Below are 22827 nucleotides of genomic sequence, written 5' to 3' on the forward strand. Positions count from 1 at the left end.
AGGAGGTCGAAAAAATGAACATACCAAAAGGCTTTAAATTTGTAGGACTACATTGTGGGATAAAGAGAAAAAGAAAAGATTTAGGAATAATATACTCAGAAAAACCATGCATAGCCGCTGGTGTTTTCACGACAAATGTAGTGAAGGCCGCTCCGGTAGTTTACAACATGGAAGTCCTTGAAAAGAGCTTCAAGAACATAAGGGCTATCGTGGTGAACAGCGGTGTTGCGAACGCATGTACTGGAGAACAGGGGATGAAAAACACAATAAAAATGGCAGAAAAAACAGCGAAGGAATTGGGCATTCCAGTTGATAGCGTTCTTGTTTCTTCAACCGGGTTGATAGGAGTCCAACTTCCCATGGAGAAGATAGAATCCGGCATAGAAGAAGCAGCGAAGAATTTAGCTGAGGATCCCTTACCATTTGCTGAGGCCATAATGACAACCGATACGGTTACAAAGACAAGCTCAGTCAGGGTGGAAATAAATGGAAAAGAAGTGAACGTTTTAGGTGTGGCAAAAGGTTCTGGAATGATACATCCCAACATGGCAACAATGCTTTCCTTCATCTTAACAGATGCTCAGATTACTCCAGAAGCTTTGAAAAAACTTCTAAAGGCTTCCGTTGACAAAACCTACAACATGATCGACGTTGATGGGGATACGAGCACAAACGACATGGTTTTGATTCTCGCAAATGGATTATCGGACGCTCTAGAAATACACGAAGGAACAGAGGAATTCCAAAAGTTTTCTGAAGCGATTGACATTGTAAACACCGAACTTGCAAAAAAGATCGTAGAGGACGGCGAAGGCGCTACCAAACTCATGGAAGTGAAGGTAATAAACGCTCCAAATGTTAACGTGGCAAAGAAAGTTGCGCTCTCAGTGGTTTCGTCAAATCTTGTGAAAACAGCTATATACGGTGAAGATGCGAACTGGGGAAGGGTATTTGCAGCTGCAGGTTATTCGGGTGCGATGTTTGACCATTCAAGATTAGATCTCTATATTGAAAGCGAAAAAAACAGGATAATGGTGGCAAAAGATGGCTGTGAATATCCTTTTGATGAAATTGAGGCAAAAGAAATCTTGAGTTCAAAATACGTAAGATTGATACTCGACATGAAACAGGGTAATGGTGAAGCAACAGCCTGGGGAAGCGATCTGACTGAAAAATATGTGGAGATAAACGGGAGGTACAGAACGTGAAGCGTGAAACTGTTCAGGTACTCCTTGAAGCGCTTCCATACATAAAGGAATTCCACGGAAAAACCTTTGTGATAAAGTTCGGTGGAAGTGCCATGAAAAATGAAAATGCAAAAGAAGCGTTCATAAAGGATCTGGTTCTTTTAAAATACACCGGCATAAATCCCGTAATAGTTCATGGCGGTGGTTCTGAAATAAGCAGTCTCATGAACCAACTTGGAATAGAACCAGTTTTCAAAAACGGGTACAGGATCACCGATGAGAAAACAATGGAAATAGTCGAGATGGTACTCGTTGGGAAGGTTAATAAAGACATAGTCATGAATATAAATCTTCATGGTGGAAAAGCGATCGGTGTATGTGGCAAAGATGGTGAGCTTCTACTTGCAGAGAAAGAAACGAAATATGGGGATATAGGTTATGTTGGAAAAGTAAAAAAAGTGGATACCACTCTAATAAAAGGGCTTCTGGTGGAAGGCTACATTCCTGTGATAGCTCCCATTGGCTTTGGAGAAGATGGGACTTCGTACAACATCAATGCAGATATTGTCGCTGCTGAAATAGCAAAAAGTTTGGAAGTTGAAAAATTGGTTCTTCTGACAGATGTAGATGGTGTTTTTAAAGATGGAAAGTTGTTACCCATTCTATCATCAAAAGAAGCTGAGGATTTAATCGAAAAAAATATTGTGAAAGGCGGCATGATTCCAAAACTCCAGTGTGCAATCTCAGCTGTGAACAGCGGTGTCAAAAGCGTTCACATAATAAATGGTGGGGTGGAACATGCCTTACTACTCGAGATTTTCAGCAAAGAAGGAATTGGAACTATGATAAAGAACCTGGAGGTGTGAGAATGAATGGTATGAATTATCTGATGAATACCTACAATAGATTTCCTGTGGTATTTGATCACGGTGAAGGTGCCCGGATCTGGGATAAAAATGGAAAATCTTACCTTGATTTCACATCAGGAATAGCGGTTAATGTGCTTGGCCATTCACACCCAAAGCTCGTAGAAACGATAAAAACTCAAGCTGAAAAGTTGATCCACTGTTCGAATTTATACTGGACAGAACCACAAATTGAGCTTGCAAAGCTGTTAGGAGAAAATACTTTGAAGGGGAAAGTATTCTTTGTGAACAGCGGTACAGAAGCCAACGAAACCGCAATTAAGATTGCACGAAAATACGGAAAGAAAAAGGATAAAAATAAGTATAAGATTCTATCTGCCCATGATTCTTTCCATGGAAGAACTTTAGGGTCGTTGACAGCAACGGGACAACCAAAATACCAGGAAGATTTCAAACCTCTTGTTGATGGCTTCGATTATTTTGAATTCAACAACATCGATTCCCTGAAACAGAAGATATCTAATGAAGTGTGTGCTGTGATTTTAGAGCCCGTTCAAGGGGAAAGTGGGATCATTCCAGCTACAAAAGATTTCTTAGAAGCTGTAAGAAAATTGTGCAATGAATATGAAACGCTTTTGATTTTCGATGAAGTGCAATGTGGAATGGGAAGAACCGGGAAACTCTTTGCCTACCAAAGATACGGTGTAGATCCAGATATTCTAACGGTTGCGAAAGGACTAGGCGGTGGTGTCCCGATCGGAGCGGTTGTTGTGAATAAAAAAGCTGATATTCTGGAACCCGGCGACCACGGCTCAACATTCGGAGGAAATCCACTCGCTTGCAGTGCAGGAGTAACCGTTATGAGAGAGATACTGGAAAATAATCTTCTTGAACAAGTGGAAAAACTGGGAATTTATTTGAAGAAAAAACTCGAAAACCTGAAAGAAAAATTTCCAGAACACGTGAAAGAGACGAGAGGTATAGGGTTAATGCTGGGAATGGAACTGAAGGAAATTTCTGCAAAAGATTTTGCAAAAAAGTGTTTTGAGAAAGGATTGTTACTTGTTCCAGCAGGAAACAACACTGTGAGATTCTTACCACCGTTCGTTATCACGGAAGACGATATAGATCAAGCTCTGGAAATCGTTAAAGAATGTTTTAGCGAGTTCGAGAACCGAGAATCGAGATCCGAGACCCGGTAAGCACGACTTCGTTGCAGGTGAGCCCGGCTTCGCCGGGGGTACGCCCAGAAAAATCGACACGCGATTTTTCTGGCGGTGCAAACTGCTTCGTAGTTGTTATCGCTTAAAATAAAACTACAAACAAAGGATTGTCATTCCGGACTTGATCAACAACCGGGATTCGAGAGCTGGAAAGGTGAGAGAGCCGCTTCGCGGCTGAAGTGGTGTGCTTCGTCAAGGACGCTTGCAGACAAGGCTCCTTTTTCTTTTTCCTATCGCTGTATTTTTATTTTTCTGTACACACCTGTTAAGTGACGGAATTCATAACGGACACTTATGGCATTTGTGCTGGATTATTCGAAATGGAATAACAATACGTGCAACAAAGTAGGTTTTAACAGGGCGGTTACAACAAAAAAAAAAAAAAAAAAAACATAAAGTTGCTGTAAGGTATTATATGATACACTAATGTTACGTAGATGTAGTTTTGTTACTGAGCCTCGGGACCCTATTTTCTTCAGTAATATTGGTAAGAGGTCGATAATGTGAGGAAATTCATAAAACATAATGGTGCTTTTTTATTGATCGTTATAATTCTTACTACACTCTTTTGGATAGTTGTCCACCGCGGTGAGAATCAGATATATGAAAAAGAAGCGAAATGGCAGTACGAAAGCACGATTTCCCAATTACTCACCGCTGAAGAGATCATCAGAGTGCAATTTCACGATTTTGAACGGGTCTTGTTTTTGCTCAAAAGCATTCCAAATACCAGAAGCTATGTAAACACCAATTTTGAATCCGTTAGTTATAAGAATAAAGTTAAAGAGATCTTCTTTGAATTAGCAAAGGTTTTCAAGCACTTTTATAAGATCAGGATCATCGATTCTTCGGGACAGGAGATAATCAAAGTTGCTCGTGGATCAGATGGTACAGCAATAATTGCTCCCGGTTCACAATTACAGAATAAAAGAAACCGTTACTATTTTCAAGAAGCCATGAAGATGGATGAAAACCAGATCTACGTTTCTCCGATAGATTTGAACATTGAAAACGGAAAGATAGAAATGCCCTATACCCCGGTAATAAGGCTGGCAACCCCTCTGTTTGATTCTAAAGGAGAAAAAAGGGGAATCTTGGTTCTAAGCGTGGAATTTTCAAAAGTCCTTGAATTGTTGCCCAAAAACGTTTTCATCCAGACTGAAGATGGATACTTAATATCGTCAAACTCAGATAAATCAGTTAATTTCCGTAAATCCGATTACAACTTCCCCGATGATTCCGGCCATATAGAGCTTTCAGATATAGAAACCATCCACTATTCTACTGTTGACTTTCTTCCAGGCAATCGCCTAATCGTTGCATCATATCACAAACACCCAACATCGAAAGCGGCACTCCAAAACCTGACATTGATATCAATGCTGATCTTTATTTTATTTCTCGTCCTGATGTTTGCAGGTGTTTATTTGGATTTCTCGAAATCAAGAGATCTGTTGGGAGCGCAAAAAGCTATCATGTCTTCTCTTGCTACGCTTGCTGAACGAAGGGATACCGAAACTGGACGCCATTTAAAAAGAACGAGAGAGTACGCGGTGATACTGACAAAACAACTGCGCAAAAACAAGAAATACCGGAAAATCATCACAAATGAATTCATTGAGAACCTTTACGATACCGCACCCTTGCACGACATGGGAAAGGTAGGGATACGGGATTCTATCCTGTTGAAGGAAGGAAAGTTAACAAAAGAGGAATATGAAGAGATAAAAAAACACACCATAATAGGAAAACAGATCATTCAGGATGTTATCGGTAGATACAGATTGAAAGGGTCATACATTATCATGGCAAGAAACATCTGTGCGTATCATCACGAAAAACACAATGGCGAAGGGTACCCGGAAGGCCTAAAAGGAGAAAAAATTCCTCTAGAAGCGAGAATCTTTGCCCTGTGTGATGCCTACGACGCCATAAGGTCAAAAAGACCTTATAAAGATGAATTACCGCATGAAGAAGCGATCAGGAGGATCAAAGCTGATAGAGGAAAACACTTTGATCCCGATATTGTCGATGCTTTCCTGGAATGTGAGAAGGAGTTTGAAAGGGTGTATGAAACCTACAAATACGATCAAGGAATCGGCTTTGTAATCTAAGATGTATGCGTGAATATAAAAACAGCTGTCCGATTTCGGACAGCTGTTTTTATAAGAATATCTTCCTGACTACCACCTTTATTCTATTAATTCATTCCTTTTATTTCTAAACAACTACAACAGACACCTTTTTCTGAGAGCATTGGTCCTGGAGCATTAGAACAGGCGACGTGTTTTTGCCGTATTCGAAAGCATAAATATGACCCCGAAAGAATTCGTAAGGGTCAAAGAAAAGTTAGAGACAAATTAAAAACTTTCGATGTTAGAAAATTCTGTGAAGAAACCGGCTTTAGAAAGAGATAAGCCAGAGAAAAACCAGCCCGGATTATCGCTGGTCGGCTGTTATTGGAAATGGAGAAACTAAATGTCAGAGATAGTGATGATGTAGAATAATTAATGAGTGAACCTATAAAGACATAAAATCGAGCGAGTGCAGTATTTTTTAACTGTGAAGAGAAGGTACTTCTTTTACAGAAATCAGTGTTAGACAAAGCAGATGACCGGGGAAAAAGTGTTTGAATACGAAAATATCTGACATCTGAAATTAGCAGAGCATTTTTGAATTACTGTTTAAACAAAGGGAACTGAGATTTTTTGTTTTAGTACCTGGTGCGGAGGTGAAAAGATGGATTATGAGGCTATGTTTAAGATCACTTACGGTATGTACGTTGTCACTTCAGAAACGAATGGGAAGAAAAATGGGCAGATTGCTAATGTCGTGTTCCAGGTTGTAGCAGAACCACCGACAATAGCGATTTGCATAAACAAACAGAACTTAACCCATGATTTCATTCAGAAAAGCAAAGTATTTGGGGTGTCAGTTCTATCCCAAGATACCCCACTGAAGCTTATAGGGCACTTTGGATTTAAATCCGGAAGAGAGTTAGATAAGTTCAATGATATAAATCACAAAATAGGGGTAACCGGTGTCCCATTGTTAGAAGACCACTGCGTAGCGAACTTAGAGGCAAAAGTGGTAAACGCAGTTGATGTTGGTACCCATGTGGTTGGCTATGTCAAGAAAGTGCTGTAAAAATAACCCTGTATCCTAAAACAGGCTAAGATCCCATGTTTAGATATCTCCTTCCAAGCAGCCATTCTTCGTTAATGTCAAGTAAGATTGCGACAGCCAACCTCAAAAGTGCCGCATCATTTGGAAAAGCTCCTACCACTCTAGTACGCCTTTTTAGTTCTTTGTTTATCCGTTCCAGCATATTCGTCGTTTTTATCCTTTTCCAATGATCCCGTGGATATTTCTGGTAATTAAACAAGCCGAATATGAATCTTTCACAGGTTTCCGCCGCTTTTTTGAAGCCTTCTTCTTCAAGTTCCTCAATAAAGGCTTGTAATTTTTTCGCACTTTCCAGGCTCTCGTTCAACCGTTCTGCTATCTCTTTCCAGCGTTTACGAGGTACTTTTTTCAGCACATCCCTCACAAAATGTACATGGCACATTTGCCAGCTCGCTCCAATAAAGGCCTTTTTCACCGCTGAGATTATCCCCTTGTGACCATCTGAGATGACAAGTTCTACTCCTCTCAATCCACGGTTTTTCAATTCTTGGAAGAAGTCTTCCCAAAAGAGTTCATCTTCAACATCGGCGATCTTTGCACCAAGTATCTCTCTATGTCCATCTTTTCTCACACCGGCTACCACATAAAGAGCTTTATTGACGTATCTAACCCCGTCCCTGACTTTGAAATAGCTGGCGTCCACGAAAAGATACGGTATCTCCTCCTCTATTTCCCTGTTAAGAAACTCATACACCTTTTCGTCCAGTTCCCTGGCTATATTAGAAACTGTTCCAGGTGAAAGTTCTTCTGCTCCTAAGGTGGATATTATTTCCTTTATCCTGCGAGTAGAAACACCCTGAAGATATGATTCGACAATAGCGTTCTTTAATGCTTTCTCTACTCTTGAGTATTTATCAAAGACCCTGGTTTCGAAGGGGAATTCTCTGAATTGGGGTTTCTTCAACTCCAATTTTCCTAATCTGGTGTTCAAACTTCTTTTTCTATAACCGTTGCGGTGTGCTCTTCTGTTTTTTGTTCTCTCGTAGTAGTCTGCTCCAGCCTGTATCCGGGCTTCATATTCCATAACCGTATTCAAAAACCAGGTTAGAAGATTTCTCATTCCTTCTTCATTTTCTGTGAGAAATTGGAGTATAATATCTTTGATTTCCATGGGCCCTGTATCCCTCCTTTGTATGGTTTATGTGTTCTTCCTATTCTAGGATACAGGGCTTTTTTTATTTTTACAGCATTTATTTTATACTGCCATGTGGTTTATATAGGGGAAATCGTTCATGCGGAAGTTGTCGATGAAAAAGAACCTATGACATATGCCTATTATCATGAAATTAGGGGTGGGAAATCCCCAAAGACTGCGCCAACATATGTAGAAGAGAGAAAAGAAAACAAGGACAGTGGCAAGAAAAAATACCGATGCAAAGTATGTGGCTACATTTATGACCCAAAAAACGGTGATCCGGATTCTGGAGTAGCCCCCGGAACCCCTTTTGAAGAGTTGCCAGATAACTGGGTATGCCCTGTATGCGGTGTCGGAAAAGATAAATTTGAAGAGGTACGGTAATCCATTATTGTTGGGTGAAAAATACTAAAAAATCATAAACAATATGCAGACTTTGAAAATTCAAAAACCTTCAAAACTAAGCCTGCTTATTATTTCATCTATCTCGTCTATGGTTATATTGAGTGCTGGCAGGAAGCGAATTCTGCCTCCAGCTATGTTCAATAGCACGCCTCTATTATAGGCTTCAGCCTTTACCTTTGAAGCGTTTTCGGTGGTAACACCGATCATGAGACCATAGCCATTTACAGACTGGACCCATGGCAATTCAGCCAGTTTTTCTCTAAAATATTTTCCCTTTTCCTGGACCTGCATGAGAAAATTCTCGTCTAATTTCGATAAAACTATCTTTCCCGCGGCAAGTGCAACGGGGTTCGGGGCAAAGGTGGAGCCATGTTCACCGAATTTAAAGGGGCTGAATCCAGAGAAAAGAGCTGCACCAAGGGGCAGACCACCACCAAGTGCTTTGCCTACGGTTATTATATCGGGCTTCAGTCCAAAATGTTGATAAGCGAAAGCTTTTCCTGTCCTGCCCAGACCGGACTGTATTTCATCTGCCACAAGAATAAAACCCTGCTCCCTTTGATACTGTGAAATGGTTTCCAGAAGTTCTTCAGACAGTGGTAATACACCGCTGTTTCCCTGTATGCACTCGATAAAGACTCCGGCTATCTGGTTTTCTCTGGCAAAGCTAGTAAATTTCTCAGGGTCCGGCTTCAGAAAAACTCTTTCAGTCAGCAGGGGTTCGAAGGGTTCGCGTATTGCTTTGCCATAGGTCAGCGATAGGGCACCGATGGTACGTCCGTGAAAGTTTCCCACAAAGCTCACTATCTTACCCTTACGGAGTTTTTTGATTGCCTTTAAGGCAGCCTCGGTAGCTTCTGTACCCGAATTGGTGAAGAAAACCTCTCCAACCTGGCCTGACAGGCCAACCAACCTCGCAGCCACTTCTTCTGCATCTTCGTCAAGGAAGTAATTTGACAGATGAGTGTATCTTTCCAGCTTTTTCTTCATTGCGGTCAGTACTTCGGGATTTGAATGTCCAAGAGCCAGAACTCCGATTCCGGAATAGGTGTCGAGAAATACACCCTTGTCTGTGAATATCTCTATTCCCCGGGCCTTCTCAACCTTAAATTCATATGGTGTATATACCTTGCACAGCATACGAACCACCCTCAAAGCTCAAACTCATCTATCAGAGCCTTCAAAGCTCTTCCCGATTCTTCCTTTGGAACAAGCACCGAAATCTTTATCTCGGAAGTAGTTGTGGCTATTATCCTGATACCTTCTCGCTGCAAAGCAGAGAAGAAACGAGAGGCTACTCCTGAATTAGACCTCATTCCGACACCTATGGCGGATACCTTTGTAACATTTGTGTCGGCAGTTATTTTCCAGCCCTTTTCATCCTTCAGAACCGTTTTTATAACCTCTTCTACTCTATCGGGATTACCGGCTACCGCTGTAAAGGTTATGTGGGTATGGGAATTGTCGTTTACTATGGAGATCATGTCAATATTTATTCGGGCTTCTGCTACAGCATTGAAGATACCGCTTATAAGGTCTACGTTGTTGGGAATATTGTTAATTGTTATTTTTATCTGGTTCGAATCCATGGCGACACCCGTGACCACCGGTTGTTCAAGCCATTCTGGAAGTGTATTCACTATGGTAGTACCTCCTTCATCTGAAAATGAGGATAGACATACTACTTCAACATTGTACTTTTTTGCAATTTCCACTGCCCTTGAATGAAGGACCCGTGAGCCCTGAGCAGCCAGTTCTAACATTTCGTCGTAGGTTATATATTCAAGCTTTTTTGCTTTGCTATAGAATTTGGGATCGGTGGTGTATATCCCCGCGACATCGCTGTATATTTCGCAACGGGTACCGAGCTTGGCGGCTATTGCTACCGCTGAAGTATCGGAACCCCCTCTTCCAAGGGTTGTTAGGTTTCCTTCGGGGGTTATACCCTGGAAACCGGTTACCACTATAACGTCCTTATCCAGCAATTCCTTTTTGACCTTTTCAAGGTTCATGTCCATTATGCGGGCATCGGTATGGTTGTCGGTGGTCAGAATATTGAGCTGAAAGGCATTATATGAGACCGCTTTGACTCCCATTTTCAACAACATCATTGATAGAAGGGCAGCGGATTTCTGTTCTCCAGTGGCCAGTAACATATCCAGTTCTCTTGGATCAGGATCATCTGATATCTTTTTAGCGACAGAGATAAGCTTGTTGGTCGTTTCCCCCATGGCGGAAACTACAACAATGATTTTCTCTCCGGTGTCAACCCTTGCTTTGATTCTATTTGCCACATTAGCTATTCGCTCCAACGTTGCTACCGATGAGCCGCCATATTTCTGAACCAGCATTTCAGCAACTCCTCTATATTTATAGTTCTCTCAAGTCTTGAACTATCTTTGTCTTGTCAGCAGTAGTAGCATCAAAGGCTTTAATTACCTTCGCCGGTATTCCGGCCACTACTGTCCCTGAAGGTACATCTTTTGTAACCACTGCCCCAGCAGCTACGACGGAGTTAGCTCCAACTCTGACTCCCTCAAGTATCACAGCATTGGCTCCCACCAATACGTTGTCTTCGATTATTACCGGAGTTGCGCTGGGTGGTTCTATAACCCCGGCCACTACGGCTCCGGCGCCTATATGACAGTTGTCACCTATAATGGCGCGTCCACCGATCACAGCGTTCATATCTATCATTGTACCCTTTCCTATTACTGCACCAATATTTATTACAGCTCCCATCATTATTACAGCACCCTTGCCTATTTCTACAAGGTCCCTGATGATTGCTCCAGGCTCTATACGCGCCTCATACTTCGTCAAATCTGCCAGGGGAAGAGCTGAATTTCGAGCCTGAATATCGATGTGATAACCCGTTATTCTCTCTCTTTCTCTTGCAATAAGATCCTGAATTTCCTTGAAATCTCCGATTATCACACCGAAGTCTTTGCCTCCAACGAAGTTCAGTGTTCCCGTTTCCAGACCTTCAAGATTTCCGCTAACATAACATACGGCCGGAGTTTTCTTCTTTGAGTCCTTTATCATTTTTATTATTGTTTCAGCGTTCATAGTATCACCTCTTCATAGCTGAAAAAGCCTTTTTCTTTTTTCAACACAAAGTTTGCTGCTTCCTTTGCCCCGATGGCAAAAACCTTTCTTGAAATCGCCCTGTGACTCAACTCCAGAACCTCTCCGTCATTGGCAAAGATTATCGAGTGGTCGCCAGGAATCCCGCCTTCTCTTAGGGAGTGTATTTTTGCCTCCCTGCCAAGCTCTTTCTGCAGCATGATTGCTGTTCCAGAAGGTGCGTCCTTTTTTCTGTTGTGGTGTTTTTCTACTATCTCCACATCCCAGTTTTTCATATAAGGCGAAAACTGTCTGAGTATGAGTTTTAATAGGTTTATTCCCGGAGAAAAGTTATAGCTCTGTACCACGGGTACCTCTTCGGCTAACTTGTGAAGCAATTCGAAATCTGCTTCTGTCAAAGCGGTAGTTCCAATAACCAAACCACATTTGAATTCCCTGCAATCTTTGATGGTTTCGGAAAGGGCGCTTCTGTTAGAAAAATCTATTATCACTTCAGGCCTTTTTATAAGGTTACGCCCGTTTTCATCACGGGTGTAGACTAGCCTTGAGTCTGTCATTACCTCCTGAATGGCCTTTCCCATCTGTCCAGTGTGTCCTATAAGACCGTAATTCATCTGAGCACCCCACAATCCTGCATTGCCTTTTTGACAACTTCCCTGGTTCGCTTACTGGCCTCAGTCAGTGGTAATCTAAGGGTTTCAGAACCAAATCCCAGAAGATGAGTGGCAAATTTAACAGGAATGGGATTGGTTTCTATAAAGAGGGCCTTCATCAGGGGGAATAACTTTAGATGGATCTCCCTGGCCTTTTCCAGATCACCCTCAAGAGCCGCTGCAATCATTTCAACGGTCTGTGAAGGTGCTACGTTTGACAAAACGGAAATGACACCGTCTCCACCACTGCAAACTAGATGGAAAGCCTGATCATCGTTTCCAGACCAGATTTTGAATTCGGGCCTAACTTTTGCCTTTAATCTAAGCAGTTCATCTACCTGAGCCTGATTTCCAGATGCCTCTTTGATACCCACGATGTTCTCTATCTGTGCACAGCGAAGGACAGTCTCAGGGATTATGTCGATACCGGTCCTTCCGGGAACGTTATATATAATTACGTGACCGGGAACACTCTTTGCTATGGCTTCATAATGTCTGTATAGCCCCTCCTGGGTAGGCTTGTTGTAGTAGGGTGTCACGACCAGGACACCGTCTGCACCTAGCTCAAAGGCTTCCTGACTAAGTTCTATGCTATGGGCTGTGGAATTGCTTCCCGTACCTATTATCACCGGTACTCTGCCGCCGACTTTCTTGACAGCGAAGCTTATAATTTCTCTTCGTTCTTCTGAGGTTACAGTTGGAGCTTCACCTGTGGTTCCAAGGACTATAAGCCCGTTTATACCTGAATCAAGCTGAAACTTTAAAAACTTATCGAAGCTATCATAATCAATTTCATTTCCTTTAAATGGTGTTATAACTGCACTTGCAGCACCTCTGAACATCTTTCAACACCTCCTCCTAAATATATGTTGCCTTCTTTGAAACTTACAACAAGTTCCCCACCATTGGCCTGCAAAGTAACCTGTAATAGTTTTCTTCCCCTTGCGTAACACCAGGCAGTTGCTGTGGCACCGGTACCACATGCTCCGGTCTCACCCTCGACCCCACGCTCAAAGGTCCTTATTCTGAGTTTTCCTGGCTCAATCTCTTTGTACACGTTTATATTGGTGTTGAGTTCCCATCTAATGGGAATCAAAGTCTCCCATTCCAGCTTTTCTGTGTCGCCTTCAATTACAAAATGTGGGACTCCCACAGTAAGGAATTCGCCCTTTATCCCCTGGAATTCACGGCTTCCATGATAGTTAACAGGAGGCATTTTGACGTTATACAATCCGTCAACAAAACCTTCAATTCTACCGGCGTAGGATTCAAAGGTTATCTTAGTTTCTCCTGTTATCTCATGGATAAAAGCAACATAGGTTCGGGCACCATTGCCACAGAATTCAGCACGTTTGCCGTCCCTGTTGAAGTAATCCATGAAATGGTCTTCCACAAAGATAACGCCATCTTTGTCGGCAACATATTTCAATACCACTGCCTCTTTGATCGAGTCAGTCAATTTTGTGTTTCTTGAATCTACTACAAAGAAGGTATTTCCCGTGGCAGAGTAGTATGCGCCTGTCATGAGTTCAGCTCCCTGTGCTTCTGCAGTATCCTCACTGCATTGGTAGCAGCCCCAACCCTGATATTATCTGCCACGTTCCAGATCAAGAAGTGTGTATTGTCGAGACTTCTAACCCGTGATACATATGTAAGATCGTCTCCGGCTACCTGGCGAGGTGTTATAAGCTGGTTTGTAAGTACAACATCTTCACATCTTCCAAGTTCATCCTTTAGAGAGTCTATGGTAAAGGGTCTCTTTGTCTCAACAAATATAGACTCTGAATGTCCGTACAGAACAGGAACCCTTACTGTGGTGGGCCAGATAGATATTTCCGGATCGTTGAGAATTTTCCGGGTCTCATTAATCATCTTCAGTTCTTCCGTGGTGAACCCTGATTCCAGAAAATCTCCGATCTGCGGAACCACGTTCCGATGTATGCGGTCAGCAAAAATCCGGGTTCCTTCAGAGCCCCGTTCCTGCGCAAATAGCTCGTTCAAGCCCTTTCTGCCAGCCCCAGAGACAGCTTGATAAGTGGATACCACAATCGTTTTGATGCCAAATCTTCGATGTACTCTATAAAGGGAAAGTACCATCTGAATCGTTGAACAGTTGGGGTTTGCAACAATTCCGCTGTAATCTTTCAACAGGGCACCGTTTATCTCGGGAACAACCAGAGGAATAGCAGGATCCATTCTGAAGGCTGAAGAATTGTCGATGACAACAGCACCAGCGGCCGCAGCAACTGGTGCAAACTCTCTGGAGACGCTAGCCCCAGCCGAAAACAACACGTAATCGAATCCAGTCCTGAGAATTTCTGAAGTCAATTCCTTAACCGTAAATTCTCTAGAGTCTACCTTAAGCTTCTTTCCCACGCTTTTCTTTGAAGCCAGAAGAACAAGGTCGTCGTTGACAAGTCCCCTTTCATTGAGGACCCTGATCATTGCATTTCCTACCTCACCAGTCGCACCCACTACGGCAATTCTCATCTTAGCACCTCTAAAAATGACAAAATGGGTGTCTCCGCATGGAAACACCCGTGGTATGAAATACTAAAATACTATGTATTTTCATGCCCACCAGCGCTCCACGAGACACAGCCCCGTGACAGTTATACGGGTATTCCCCGTATACCCAGGAGTACAGAGCTTGGGGTACCCTGTATCCTTCGGCACCTTCGCCTTTCAATCCGTCCCGATCCCCATGATGGACGGTTTACTCATCTCCGGTGCACCTCTGTGGGGTAAATTATGTTGATTATAACATCATTGAATTAAATAGCAAGTCAAATAACAAGTTTTTTCTTTGCCAGCTTCTTGCATTTTCTTTGAGCTAATATTACCTGTGATTTTAGCAACTTCCCGACGCTCTTTGAAACAACTTAAATCTTCTTTCTCACCATATGAACCTTCAATCTGAAACAATGATCATAGTTTGAAAAACCACTTCTGGCAGCCAGAGGGTTGGGGCGAGCAGATTTAATTCACCCTAAAAAACTGGACAAAAAATCAACCAGATTTGTATAAACTCATGGATTCTTCGAATATGTCTTATGGGCTTCGCCATCTCAGTTTCTATAAGTCCCAATAAAAAAGGCCTACCATCTCGTAGGCCTTTTTCAGGTTTATTAGAATTATTCGACTGTTTTAACGTTTACTGCCTGAGCACCCTTCTGACCGTTTTCAATGTCAAATTCCACTCTTTGGCCTTCTTCAAGTGTTTTAAATCCATCTGAGACAATCCCTGAAAAATGGATAAAAACGTCCTCTCCTTCGTCTCTGGTAATGAATCCGTAGCCCTTCTGAGCATTAAACCACTTAACTGTTCCTTTCATGTTTCCTCCTGAAAATCTCTTGCACCATTTGCAAGTAGCGAATTATCCTTTCGGATATAGAAATTGTACCCTATTTCGACGCTTTTATTATGTCTATCACATGTACTCAATGTGCCATTCTCGCTTAGGAAAAACAGACAAAAAATAGTAGGGTCAAGAGATGTGCCAGAGGTTATGTGACTTATCGGCCCGGAAGTGCTTTCGGGGTGTAATATCGTATTTCGTAGTTGTTGTATATCCCGGTGGTTTTCTGTATCCCTTCCCTACTCCACTTTATTCTATTAATTCATTCCCTTTGTTTCTAAACAACTACAACAGACACTTTTTTAGTAAAAGAGTAGCATAATGGTGAATTTACATATACAAAACATAACGCCTGTGAAAGTATAATGCCAATGAAAAGAGAACATAATGGAACAGCATATAGCTAAAAGTGAAGTGAGTTCAAAGTGCACACTTTTAAGGCGAGATGAAAGGTCATTGAAAAACAGTATGCTGCTTTAAAAAAGTACGGGAAGATAGCCTCGCACCCGTATAAAACCATCATATCTTCTGTGTAATTAAATACTCACTAAGAACATCATTTTGACAAGATCATCATTGAAGGTTGAAGCATTTTAAGGAGGAATAATGGAAATGTTTGATTTCCTGGAGGCGTTATGAATAAGTTGATGAACGTCTTCAGAATGAGTCTGTTTGTTTCTTTGCTGATCATATTTCTCGCTGTGACCTTTGGGATTTACCTGCCAATGAAAAATGAACTTACAAAAGAACTCAATGAAAAATTTTCAAACAACGCTAAATTATCCAAGAAGGCCATTGACAATTTTCTTAAGCGTTGTATTCAGGGAGCAGAAAGCCTTTCTAGCCGTACTATGATCAGAAAGATGATAGTTGAATATCTCAGTGGAAACATCACTTTCAAAGAACTTCAAAAATATACTGCACCGAAATATCTCGATGGTGCTAATGTTCTCCAAAACTTAAAAAGAGCCACACGGATTGTTTCAGGAAACATCATTGCTTCTGTTGGAAGCTTAGACAATTTAGATATTGGAAAAGCAATAAGTTGTGAAGACGTGTCAGAAACAACTTTAGATATAGAATTTGAGAATCAATTTATTGTTGTCAATGTGTGTTCTCCAATACGTGAAAATACTACTCACAATTTTGTTTTTATGACCTCTTCGAGAGGACGCAATGGCGAAAATGCCACGGTTATAGGTCATGATTTAGTTTCTTTTGACATGACAAAACTCTTAGATGAGATCAATACAGGAAATATTGTATATGAGATCTATATCGCAACTAATTCAAAATACATCTCATTAAAAGGAAAAATATTTGACGTTCTCAAAGACGACACTTTGAGTTCAGATGGGAAAACAACGCGGTACACCATGAAATTAAGAGATACAGACGCTTTTCTCGTTGCAAGTGTACCCAATAATATTATCTATACTCGCATAAAAAAAATATCCCTAACCATTTTCATTGTTATTGCTGCTGCATTTCTGATTGTTGTTCTCTTAATACATTTTACGATTCTCACAAACGCAAGGAAGATGATAAAAACCATAGAACAAGATAATATCAAGATCAAAGAGTTAGAACGTCTTAAATCTGAATTTCTTGCTACCATGAGTCATGAGTTGAGAACCCCTCTCAACTCCATTACTGGGTTCGTTAGCATGATTTTACAGGGCATTTCAGGAGAAATCAACGAAGAACAAAGGAAACAACTCTCTATGGTTCACAGTTCTTCAATACATCTCTTAAATCTGATAAACGATATTCTGGATATCTCCAAGATTGAAGCTGGTAGAATGAGTTTTTCTAAGGAAAGATTCAACATTAAAGACGTTATTTCTGAAGTTGTACAAAATGTTTCGCTGTTGATTTCTAAAAAAGAAGTGAAGTTAATAACAGAAATACCTGATGAGATTCCAGAGATCTACAGTGATAAAAGGAGGGTTTTCCAGATTCTCCTGAATCTGGTCAGTAATGCGATTAAATTCACGGAGAAGGGCGAGGTAAGGATAAAATGCGAGGTAGATGGAAATAAACTGAAAATCAGTGTTTCTGATACAGGAAAAGGGATAAAGGAAGAAGATATGGAAACATTATTTGAAGCTTTTCGACAGATAAGTGGTTCGGCACGGCGCAGGTACCAAGGTGCTGGACTGGGGCTCTATCTCTCCAAAAAGCTTGTGACATTGTTGGGCGGTGAGATCTGGGTTGAGAGCGAATACGGTAAAGGTTCTACATTTACATTCACCCTGCCGCTCAAATCTGTGGAGGAGAATAATCATGAAGAAAAAAGTACTGGTGATAGATGATAACGAACAGAATCTGTTATCGCTGTAACTTCTTAAGCTATGCCAGCAGATGAAGAAAAGGCGCTTGCCATCGGCTGTGTTGGGTACATCAAGAAACCTTTTTCCTGAGAATTTCATACCAGAAATAGGGAAGGTGATAAACATGAAAATTCTGGCTGTTGATGATAACAAAGAAAATATCTATATGTTAGAGACTCTGTTCAAGAGCTATGGTTATGAAGTTGAATCTTCCCAGAATGGTGTTGAAGCTCTGGAGAAATTGGCCGAACAGGATTTTGACGTGGTAATTTCCGATATTTTGATGCCCGAGATGGACGGCTTTCAATTATGTCGCAGGGTGAAAATGGATGATAGATTAAAAGAAATCCCTTTTATACTTTATACCGCTGCCTACACCGATCCAGAAGATAGAAAATTTGCCCTCAGCCTTGGAGTCGATAGGTTTATTATCAAGCCATTAGAACCAGATGCTTTTGTTAAGATAGTAAGAGAAGTTATTCAGAACCATAAAGTGAAACCTTTAAACAACAACAAGGTAGTGAATAAAGAAGAGATTGTATATCTTAAGAACTACAACGAGAGATTGATCAAGAAATTGGAAGATGGAATGCTTCAGTTAGAAGAAAAAAATAAAGAACTCGAACAAAGCTATAAAAAGGTACAGAGAACCCTGGATTCCGTTGTTGAAACAATAGGATTGGTAATTGAAATGAGAGATGCCTACACTTCTGGTCATCAACGACGCGTAAGCCAGCTTGCCTGCGCTATTGCCAGAGAAATGAACCTGTCAGAAGAACAAATTGAGGCTGTTCGTATAGCTGGCCTTCTACATGATATTGGCAAGATATCCATACCGACAGATATTTTGAACAAGCCCGACAAACTGAATAAATTTGAACTCGGAATTGTAAGAAACCATCCACAAACTGCATTTGAAATATTAAAAGACGTGGAATTTTCCCAGCCCATAGCTGAGATTGTGCTCCAGCATCACGAACGAATAGATGGATCTGGTTATCCTAATGGCTTGAAAGGTAACCAAATTCTCACAGAAGCGAAGATACTAGCAGTGTCAGATGTTGTTGAAGCCATGGCGTTCCACAGACCTTATCGTCCGGCACTTGGTATAGCTAAAGCTTTAGAGGAGATCACCACAAATTCAGGTAACCTCTACGACCCTGAGACTGTAAAAGCTTGCATAGCAGTGTTCTCGCGGGGATTTGATTTTGAAAAAGAAAGGTAAAAAGTTTGCCTTTTCCAGCCGAACTCTCCCCAGCCTCGATACCTCATCATATGCCTCCTGAGTTTCATTTTCACTCTCTGTCCCACATTTCCGAAGCATTTGGAGGAATGATCTATTCGGAAGTAGCCAACCATCCTCTGAGTATTGGATTTACTTTTCCAACCGCCTTTTCGATAAATTGGATCAAAAATGAGCAGACATTTTTATGTGGTCAAATAAAATTGGTTCTTCCGCAAAATATAGGAATTAGAGCATAAGAATCTTCAGCCTAGCAGTCCAAATGAGCATCTTCCAAACATAATTTTCTTGACTCTACCTGTCTTGTCATAGTTTTTTTGTTCCTGCTTCGATTCTGCTTTTTTCACTGGTTAAATCAGTAAATTTACGGAAGAAGCAAAAACCTATTGACTTTATACAAACTAGATCCAGAAGGATTCGAAAAAATATTGATCGAGGCATTAAAAATCCTTATGACGACATTTTGATAAAACCAAACTACCCTGTAGATGATGAAGGAGAGCCCATCAATCATGCACCCGGTAATAAACCAGATACCGAGTGTTATTATAGAACATTCAAGGCTATATGTGAGGTAACCTTGAATACTTCTAATTTACAATGGGTACAAGAAGGGCAACCTGTGATGAGACATCTAAGAAATTTCAAAAGAGAGCATGAATTTGAAAATATTTAGTCGCTCCAAGGATACATAAAGATACTTATTCCCAATTCTGGATTTCTGTAAAGTACGAATATGATGGAAAACCCCAGAAGATAATTCCCTTAACCACACAACACTTTGCCCTGCTGCTAAAGAAACTACTACAATATATAGAAACAGGGAAAAAGTTCAGTCATTACGAATTACACAAATTATATGAGAAGATTATAAACGAAACAAAAAGGGTAAATAGTTTTTCCGAATGGACGAGAAAAATAGATCAACTTTTGGAATGTTGGATGGAGGAAAGAATATGAAAACAGGTCATATTTATAAAGGAGACTGCATAAAGGTAATGCGAGAACACATAAAAGATGAGAATATTGATTTAATCTATGCCGATCCGCCTTACAATCTGTCTGGAAAAAGTCTTAATTTGATAAACAATAAAACTGGTGGCCCATTTTACAAAATGAATGAAGATTGGGATACCTGGGACTATAATGAATATGTAGAATTTACAGAAAATTGGTTTGTAATGCTCCCCGAAAAACTGGACAAAAAATCAAGCAATTTTGTGTAGACTCATGGATTCTTCGAATATCTCTTTTGGGCTTTTGTATCCTAAAGCACTATGGGGATATTCTTCGTTATAAAACTTTTCAAAAGCTTTCGTCTTTTCGATTAGCTCTTCGTAACTCGGATTGTCCAATACCCATGCAACTTCTTCTTTGTATGTTCTGAAATACCTTTCCGTGTTGGCATTACCTTTGGGATTGTTGTAGCTCGTGAATATCTGTTTTATCCCAAGTACAGTACATTCTTTCAGGAACTTCGTGCTCGTTGGTTGGCTGCCGTTGTCGCTCACCAGTATTACTCCTTCGCCCCGCACACCTTCGGGATATCCCTCATTTAAGGCTCTGTCCAACGCTTTTAACCATTCTTCTGCTCTACACCTGAGACTTATTTCCGATCCAAGGATTTCTCTTGTGTACCAATCTATCACTGCTATGTAATATGCCCAACCAGCATCTCTTGTGAATACTTTTGTCATGTCGATCCCAAGCACCTCTCTGGGCCTGGTGGGCTTTATTTTCTTTTGAATGGTTCTACAAGCTTTTTTGTGCTCAACTTTGAAGAGTAATCCATTTTCTTTCATTATTCGGTATACCCTCTTTTGGTTGAGCTTATTGCCTTTTTTCCTCAACATCGCCCAGATTCGACGATATCCCCAGTAAGGATGCTCTCTTTTGAGTTCTTCTATTTCCTTGAATTTTTTCATCATCTGTTCTTCGACTGTATTCCCTAGGCTTGTAGTAATACGTGCTCCGGTTGATTTTCAAATACCTCAGCGCTTCTGAAACGCTGAATCCCTCATTAACAAGCAGTGCCACTATTTCCCGTTGCCTGGATGTACTACTGTTTTTTTTAATGTCTCAATGACGATGGTCTGTTTCCCTATTACCTTCTCGAGTTCTTCTACTTTTTCTTCGAGCTGCTTTACCCTGGATTTCTTCCCGTTTTCCAAGCCTTCTTTGGCTCCTTCGAGAAACCTGTCACGCCATTTGTAATACTGAGCTTGTGAAATTCCATGTTCTCTGCAGATTTGAGAAACGCTCTTTTCTCGACGAAGCCCTTCCAGAATTATTGCCATCTTTTCTTCTGTCGAGAGTTTCTTTGCCATTATCTGCACCCCCTTGCCTTTATTTTATCTCTCTACTTTTTTCCTGTCCAATTCTTCAGGGGAGCAGTATATGGTTAAAAGAAGCATGGAGAGTTTTAAAGTCTAACGTAAGTTTATATGTGTCATGTACATACCACAATATCGGAGAAATTATATTTTTGGCTAAGAAAATAGGTTTTAGATTAAATAACATAATTACGTGGTATAAGACAAATGCAATGCCAAACATAACTAAACGTACTTTTACCCATTCTACTGAATATGTGTGTTGGTTTGTAAAAGGAAACAAGTGGAAATTCAATTATGAAGAACTAAAGAAGATCAATCCTAATAAAAGAAAAGATGGAAAACCGAAGCAAATGAGGGATTTCCTGAATTTCATTGAGATGCCTATTGTTCAAGGAAAAGAGAGAATTAAAGGTGAAAATGGCAGAGCGATTCATCCTACACAAAAACCAGAGAAATTGCTAGAAATAATTATAATCGCATCATCCAATGAAGGGGATATTGTTCTGGATCCTTTCTTTGGAACTGGAACAACAGGTGTTGTGGCTGAGAGATTGAATCGTAAATGGATAGGCATTGAAATAAATGAGAAATTTATTAAAGTTGCAAAAAATAGAGTTTACGGAGGCATAGGACATGCTTAATATAAAACTTATTTTAGGGGACTGCATAGAGGAACTAAAAAAACTCGAAGCTGAAAGTGTAGATTTAATATTTGCGGATCCACCTTATAATCTATCAGGCGAAAACCATCTTACTGTACATGCAGGTAAACCAGTAAAACTCGATAAAGGCGAGTGGGATAAAATCGATAATATTCACGAATTTAATTTGAATTGGATAAAAGAATGTATCAGAGTTTTAAAGCCTCATGGAACAATATGGATCTCAGGGACATTACATAATCATCCTTCCATAGGAATGGCCCTTAAACAACTTGGTTTATGGATAATTAATGATGTGGTCTGGTATAAACCAAATGCCACCCCACTTTTATCAAAAAACAGATTCGTTCCCTCAACTGAGATCATTTGGGTTGCAGGTAAAAGTAAGAAGTATTACTTCAACTATGAATTAGCAAAAGAAATGAACAAAGGAAAACAAATGAGAAATTTATGGACAATAAAAGCAAAAAGACATATAACTCCCCACCCCGCAGAAAAACCAGAAGAACTGCTGGAAAGAATAATCCTGATTGGTAGCAATGAAGCAGATACAATCCTGGATCCGTTTATGGGTTCAGGCACAACAGGTGTTGTAGCTAAAAGATATAATAGAAACTTCATAGGAATAGAAATTAATCAAGAATATTTTGAATGGGCAAAAGAAAGAATTGAAAAAACGATCGTAAAACCATCTTTATTCGGGTCTATTAAAAAATCTGTGTAAACTCTCTTTGTCCCGAGATTTGGGATTGGAGCGAACTCCTGGTAAGAATCCGAGAGTCCGAGAATCGAGAGGGCCGCTGTGCGGCGGATACGAATCCCTTCGGGATTGACCCGAACTCCTTCGGAGTTGTCCCGAACCACTTCGTGGTTGTTCCGAACCGCAAGCGGTTGTTACGAACTCCTGGTAAGAATCGAGAGTCCGAGAACCGAGAGGGCCACTGCGTGGCGGATACGAATCCCTTCGGGATTGACACGAACTCCTTCGGAGTTGTTCCGAACCACTACGTGGTTGTCTCGAACCGCAAGCGGTTGAAAAAACTGTCATTCTGGAAATGTTCTATCCAGAATCTTGTTTTCTTAAGTACGGGATCCTGAATCAAGTTAAGGATGACTAGTTAGACTCAAGAACTTAGAGTCCGAGAGTCCGAG

General features: G+C 40.8%; 22 protein-coding genes, 1 pseudogene and 1 riboswitch. Of the genes and pseudogenes, 13 read left to right on the plus strand and 10 right to left on the minus strand.

Features of this window, described 5'->3' with window-relative positions; all coding sequences use genetic code 11:
• Nucleotides 1-14 precede the first annotated feature (14 nt).
• The 5 genes from argJ (at nt 15) to KOLE_RS00510 (ending at nt 6423) form a co-directional block, all read left to right on the plus strand.
• Entirely contained in the window at nt 15-1208 is a 1194-nt protein-coding gene (gene argJ / locus KOLE_RS00490) for a bifunctional glutamate N-acetyltransferase/amino-acid acetyltransferase ArgJ (protein ID WP_012744611.1), read from the plus strand.
• Entirely contained in the window at nt 1205-2053 is an 849-nt protein-coding gene (gene argB, locus KOLE_RS00495; RefSeq protein WP_012744612.1) for an acetylglutamate kinase, read from the plus strand. The genes argJ and argB overlap by 4 nt, the downstream gene beginning before the upstream one ends.
• Nucleotides 2054-2055: 2 nt before the next feature.
• Nucleotides 2056-3255, plus strand: coding sequence for an acetylornithine transaminase (locus KOLE_RS00500; protein ID WP_012744613.1), 1200 nt, complete (start codon nt 2056-2058; stop codon nt 3253-3255).
• A 524-nt stretch (nt 3256-3779) separates the two neighbouring features.
• Entirely contained in the window at nt 3780-5390 is a 1611-nt protein-coding gene (locus KOLE_RS10980) for an HD domain-containing phosphohydrolase (protein ID WP_012744614.1), read from the plus strand.
• 625 nt (nt 5391-6015) lie between these two features.
• Nucleotides 6016-6423, plus strand: a complete 408-nt coding sequence (locus KOLE_RS00510) for a flavin reductase family protein (RefSeq protein ID WP_012744615.1) — start codon at nt 6016-6018, stop codon at nt 6421-6423.
• Between the two features lie 25 nt (nt 6424-6448).
• On the opposite strand, the gene KOLE_RS00515 is transcribed toward KOLE_RS00510, so the two are convergent.
• Entirely contained in the window at nt 6449-7573 is a 1125-nt protein-coding gene (locus KOLE_RS00515) for an IS256-like element ISKol5 family transposase (RefSeq protein ID WP_012744616.1), read from the minus strand.
• Nucleotides 7574-7591: 18 nt separating this feature from the next.
• On the opposite strand from KOLE_RS00515, the gene rd reads away from it, so the two are divergent.
• On the plus strand, nt 7592-7981 hold the full coding sequence (gene rd, locus KOLE_RS00520; RefSeq protein ID WP_237697531.1) for a rubredoxin: 390 nt from the start codon (nt 7592-7594) through the stop codon (nt 7979-7981).
• 60 nt (nt 7982-8041) lie between these two features.
• Here rd and KOLE_RS00525 read toward each other — a convergent pair whose 3' ends face one another.
• The 8 genes from KOLE_RS00525 to KOLE_RS00560 form a co-directional block, all read right to left on the minus strand.
• Nucleotides 8042-9142 carry an aspartate aminotransferase family protein gene (locus KOLE_RS00525; RefSeq protein ID WP_012744618.1) on the minus strand — a complete coding sequence of 367 codons (1101 nt, stop codon included), beginning with the start codon at nt 9140-9142 and terminating at the stop codon, nt 8042-8044.
• Between the two features lie 11 nt (nt 9143-9153).
• Nucleotides 9154-10353 (minus strand): aspartate kinase, encoded by a 1200-nt coding sequence (locus KOLE_RS00530; protein WP_012744619.1) that lies wholly within the window; start codon nt 10351-10353, stop codon nt 9154-9156.
• A 19-nt stretch (nt 10354-10372) separates the two neighbouring features.
• Entirely contained in the window at nt 10373-11071 is a 699-nt protein-coding gene (gene dapD, locus KOLE_RS00535; RefSeq protein ID WP_012744620.1) for a 2,3,4,5-tetrahydropyridine-2,6-dicarboxylate N-acetyltransferase, read from the minus strand.
• Complete coding sequence (locus KOLE_RS00540; protein ID WP_012744621.1) at nt 11068-11703, minus strand: 4-hydroxy-tetrahydrodipicolinate reductase; 636 nt, start codon at nt 11701-11703, stop codon at nt 11068-11070. The genes dapD and KOLE_RS00540 overlap by 4 nt, the downstream gene beginning before the upstream one ends.
• The gene (dapA, locus tag KOLE_RS00545; RefSeq protein WP_012744622.1) at nt 11700-12584 is read right to left on the minus strand and encodes a 4-hydroxy-tetrahydrodipicolinate synthase; all 885 of its coding nucleotides are present in this window, start codon (nt 12582-12584) and stop codon (nt 11700-11702) included. Before dapA ends, KOLE_RS00540 begins: the two co-directional genes overlap by 4 nt.
• The gene (locus KOLE_RS00550; protein WP_012744623.1) at nt 12554-13267 is read right to left on the minus strand and encodes a diaminopimelate epimerase; all 714 of its coding nucleotides are present in this window, start codon (nt 13265-13267) and stop codon (nt 12554-12556) included. Before KOLE_RS00550 ends, dapA begins: the two co-directional genes overlap by 31 nt.
• A complete protein-coding gene (locus tag KOLE_RS00555) occupies nt 13264-14232 on the minus strand; it encodes an aspartate-semialdehyde dehydrogenase (RefSeq protein ID WP_012744624.1) in 969 nt (322 codons plus the stop codon). The genes KOLE_RS00550 and KOLE_RS00555 overlap by 4 nt, the downstream gene beginning before the upstream one ends.
• An 83-nt stretch (nt 14233-14315) precedes the next feature.
• Nucleotides 14316-14490, minus strand: a riboswitch (Lysine riboswitch).
• A gap of 386 nt (nt 14491-14876) precedes the next feature.
• A complete protein-coding gene (locus tag KOLE_RS00560) occupies nt 14877-15077 on the minus strand; it encodes a cold-shock protein (protein WP_012744625.1) in 201 nt (66 codons plus the stop codon).
• Between the two features lie 659 nt (nt 15078-15736).
• Between KOLE_RS00560 and KOLE_RS10985 the strand changes: the two genes are divergently transcribed.
• The 5 genes from KOLE_RS10985 to KOLE_RS00580 all read left to right on the plus strand — a co-directional run bounded on the left by KOLE_RS10985 (nt 15737) and on the right by KOLE_RS00580 (nt 19903).
• A complete protein-coding gene (locus KOLE_RS10985; RefSeq protein ID WP_012744626.1) occupies nt 15737-17416 on the plus strand; it encodes a sensor histidine kinase in 1680 nt (559 codons plus the stop codon).
• Between the two features lie 142 nt (nt 17417-17558).
• The gene (locus tag KOLE_RS00570; protein WP_041288768.1) at nt 17559-18659 is read left to right on the plus strand and encodes an HD domain-containing phosphohydrolase; all 1101 of its coding nucleotides are present in this window, start codon (nt 17559-17561) and stop codon (nt 18657-18659) included.
• Nucleotides 18660-19140: 481 nt separating this feature from the next.
• On the plus strand, nt 19141-19353 hold the full coding sequence (locus KOLE_RS11850; protein ID WP_158302995.1) for an AlwI family type II restriction endonuclease: 213 nt from the start codon (nt 19141-19143) through the stop codon (nt 19351-19353).
• Nucleotides 19354-19364: 11 nt separating this feature from the next.
• Nucleotides 19365-19637, plus strand: a complete 273-nt coding sequence (locus tag KOLE_RS11855; RefSeq protein ID WP_148208047.1) for a PDDEXK family nuclease — start codon at nt 19365-19367, stop codon at nt 19635-19637.
• The gene (locus KOLE_RS00580) at nt 19634-19903 is read left to right on the plus strand and encodes a class I SAM-dependent methyltransferase (protein WP_012744628.1); all 270 of its coding nucleotides are present in this window, start codon (nt 19634-19636) and stop codon (nt 19901-19903) included. The genes KOLE_RS11855 and KOLE_RS00580 overlap by 4 nt, the downstream gene beginning before the upstream one ends.
• On the opposite strand, the pseudogene KOLE_RS00585 reads toward KOLE_RS00580, so the two are convergent.
• A pseudogene (locus KOLE_RS00585) lies at nt 19886-21004 on the minus strand (IS3 family transposase). The gene KOLE_RS00580 and the pseudogene KOLE_RS00585 sit on opposite strands and share 18 nt — an antisense overlap.
• Here KOLE_RS00585 and KOLE_RS11615 point away from each other — a divergent pair.
• Nucleotides 20902-21654, plus strand: a complete 753-nt coding sequence (locus KOLE_RS11615; protein WP_083763220.1) for a DNA-methyltransferase — start codon at nt 20902-20904, stop codon at nt 21652-21654. The pseudogene KOLE_RS00585 and the gene KOLE_RS11615 sit on opposite strands and share 103 nt — an antisense overlap.
• The gene (locus tag KOLE_RS00600; protein WP_012744630.1) at nt 21647-22399 is read left to right on the plus strand and encodes a DNA-methyltransferase; all 753 of its coding nucleotides are present in this window, start codon (nt 21647-21649) and stop codon (nt 22397-22399) included. Before KOLE_RS11615 ends, KOLE_RS00600 begins: the two co-directional genes overlap by 8 nt.
• Nucleotides 22400-22827 lie beyond the last annotated feature (428 nt).

The organism is Kosmotoga olearia TBF 19.5.1 (assembly GCF_000023325.1).
GTDB classification, from domain to species: domain Bacteria; phylum Thermotogota; class Thermotogae; order Petrotogales; family Kosmotogaceae; genus Kosmotoga; species Kosmotoga olearia.

Coding starts and splice junctions, on each gene's coding strand:
- argJ (WP_012744611.1), top strand. CDS start 15: ATGAACATACCAAAAGGCTTTAAATTTGTAGGACTACATTGTGGGATA.
- KOLE_RS00500 (WP_012744613.1), top strand. CDS start 2,056: ATGAATGGTATGAATTATCTGATGAATACCTACAATAGATTTCCTGTG.
- KOLE_RS00510 (WP_012744615.1), top strand. CDS start 6,016: ATGGATTATGAGGCTATGTTTAAGATCACTTACGGTATGTACGTTGTC.
- KOLE_RS00515 (WP_012744616.1), bottom strand. CDS start 7,573: ATGGAAATCAAAGATATTATACTCCAATTTCTCACAGAAAATGAAGAA.
- KOLE_RS00525 (WP_012744618.1), bottom strand. CDS start 9,142: ATGCTGTGCAAGGTATATACACCATATGAATTTAAGGTTGAGAAGGCC.
- KOLE_RS00530 (WP_012744619.1), bottom strand. CDS start 10,353: ATGCTGGTTCAGAAATATGGCGGCTCATCGGTAGCAACGTTGGAGCGA.
- dapD (WP_012744620.1), bottom strand. CDS start 11,071: ATGAACGCTGAAACAATAATAAAAATGATAAAGGACTCAAAGAAGAAA.
- KOLE_RS00540 (WP_012744621.1), bottom strand. CDS start 11,703: ATGAATTACGGTCTTATAGGACACACTGGACAGATGGGAAAGGCCATT.
- dapA (WP_012744622.1), bottom strand. CDS start 12,584: ATGTTCAGAGGTGCTGCAAGTGCAGTTATAACACCATTTAAAGGAAAT.
- KOLE_RS00550 (WP_012744623.1), bottom strand. CDS start 13,267: ATGACAGGCGCATACTACTCTGCCACGGGAAATACCTTCTTTGTAGTA.
- KOLE_RS00555 (WP_012744624.1), bottom strand. CDS start 14,232: ATGAGAATTGCCGTAGTGGGTGCGACTGGTGAGGTAGGAAATGCAATG.
- KOLE_RS00560 (WP_012744625.1), bottom strand. CDS start 15,077: ATGAAAGGAACAGTTAAGTGGTTTAATGCTCAGAAGGGCTACGGATTC.
- KOLE_RS10985 (WP_012744626.1), top strand. CDS start 15,737: ATGAATAAGTTGATGAACGTCTTCAGAATGAGTCTGTTTGTTTCTTTG.
- KOLE_RS00570 (WP_041288768.1), top strand. CDS start 17,559: ATGAAAATTCTGGCTGTTGATGATAACAAAGAAAATATCTATATGTTA.
- KOLE_RS00580 (WP_012744628.1), top strand. CDS start 19,634: ATGAAAACAGGTCATATTTATAAAGGAGACTGCATAAAGGTAATGCGA.
- KOLE_RS00600 (WP_012744630.1), top strand. CDS start 21,647: ATGCTTAATATAAAACTTATTTTAGGGGACTGCATAGAGGAACTAAAA.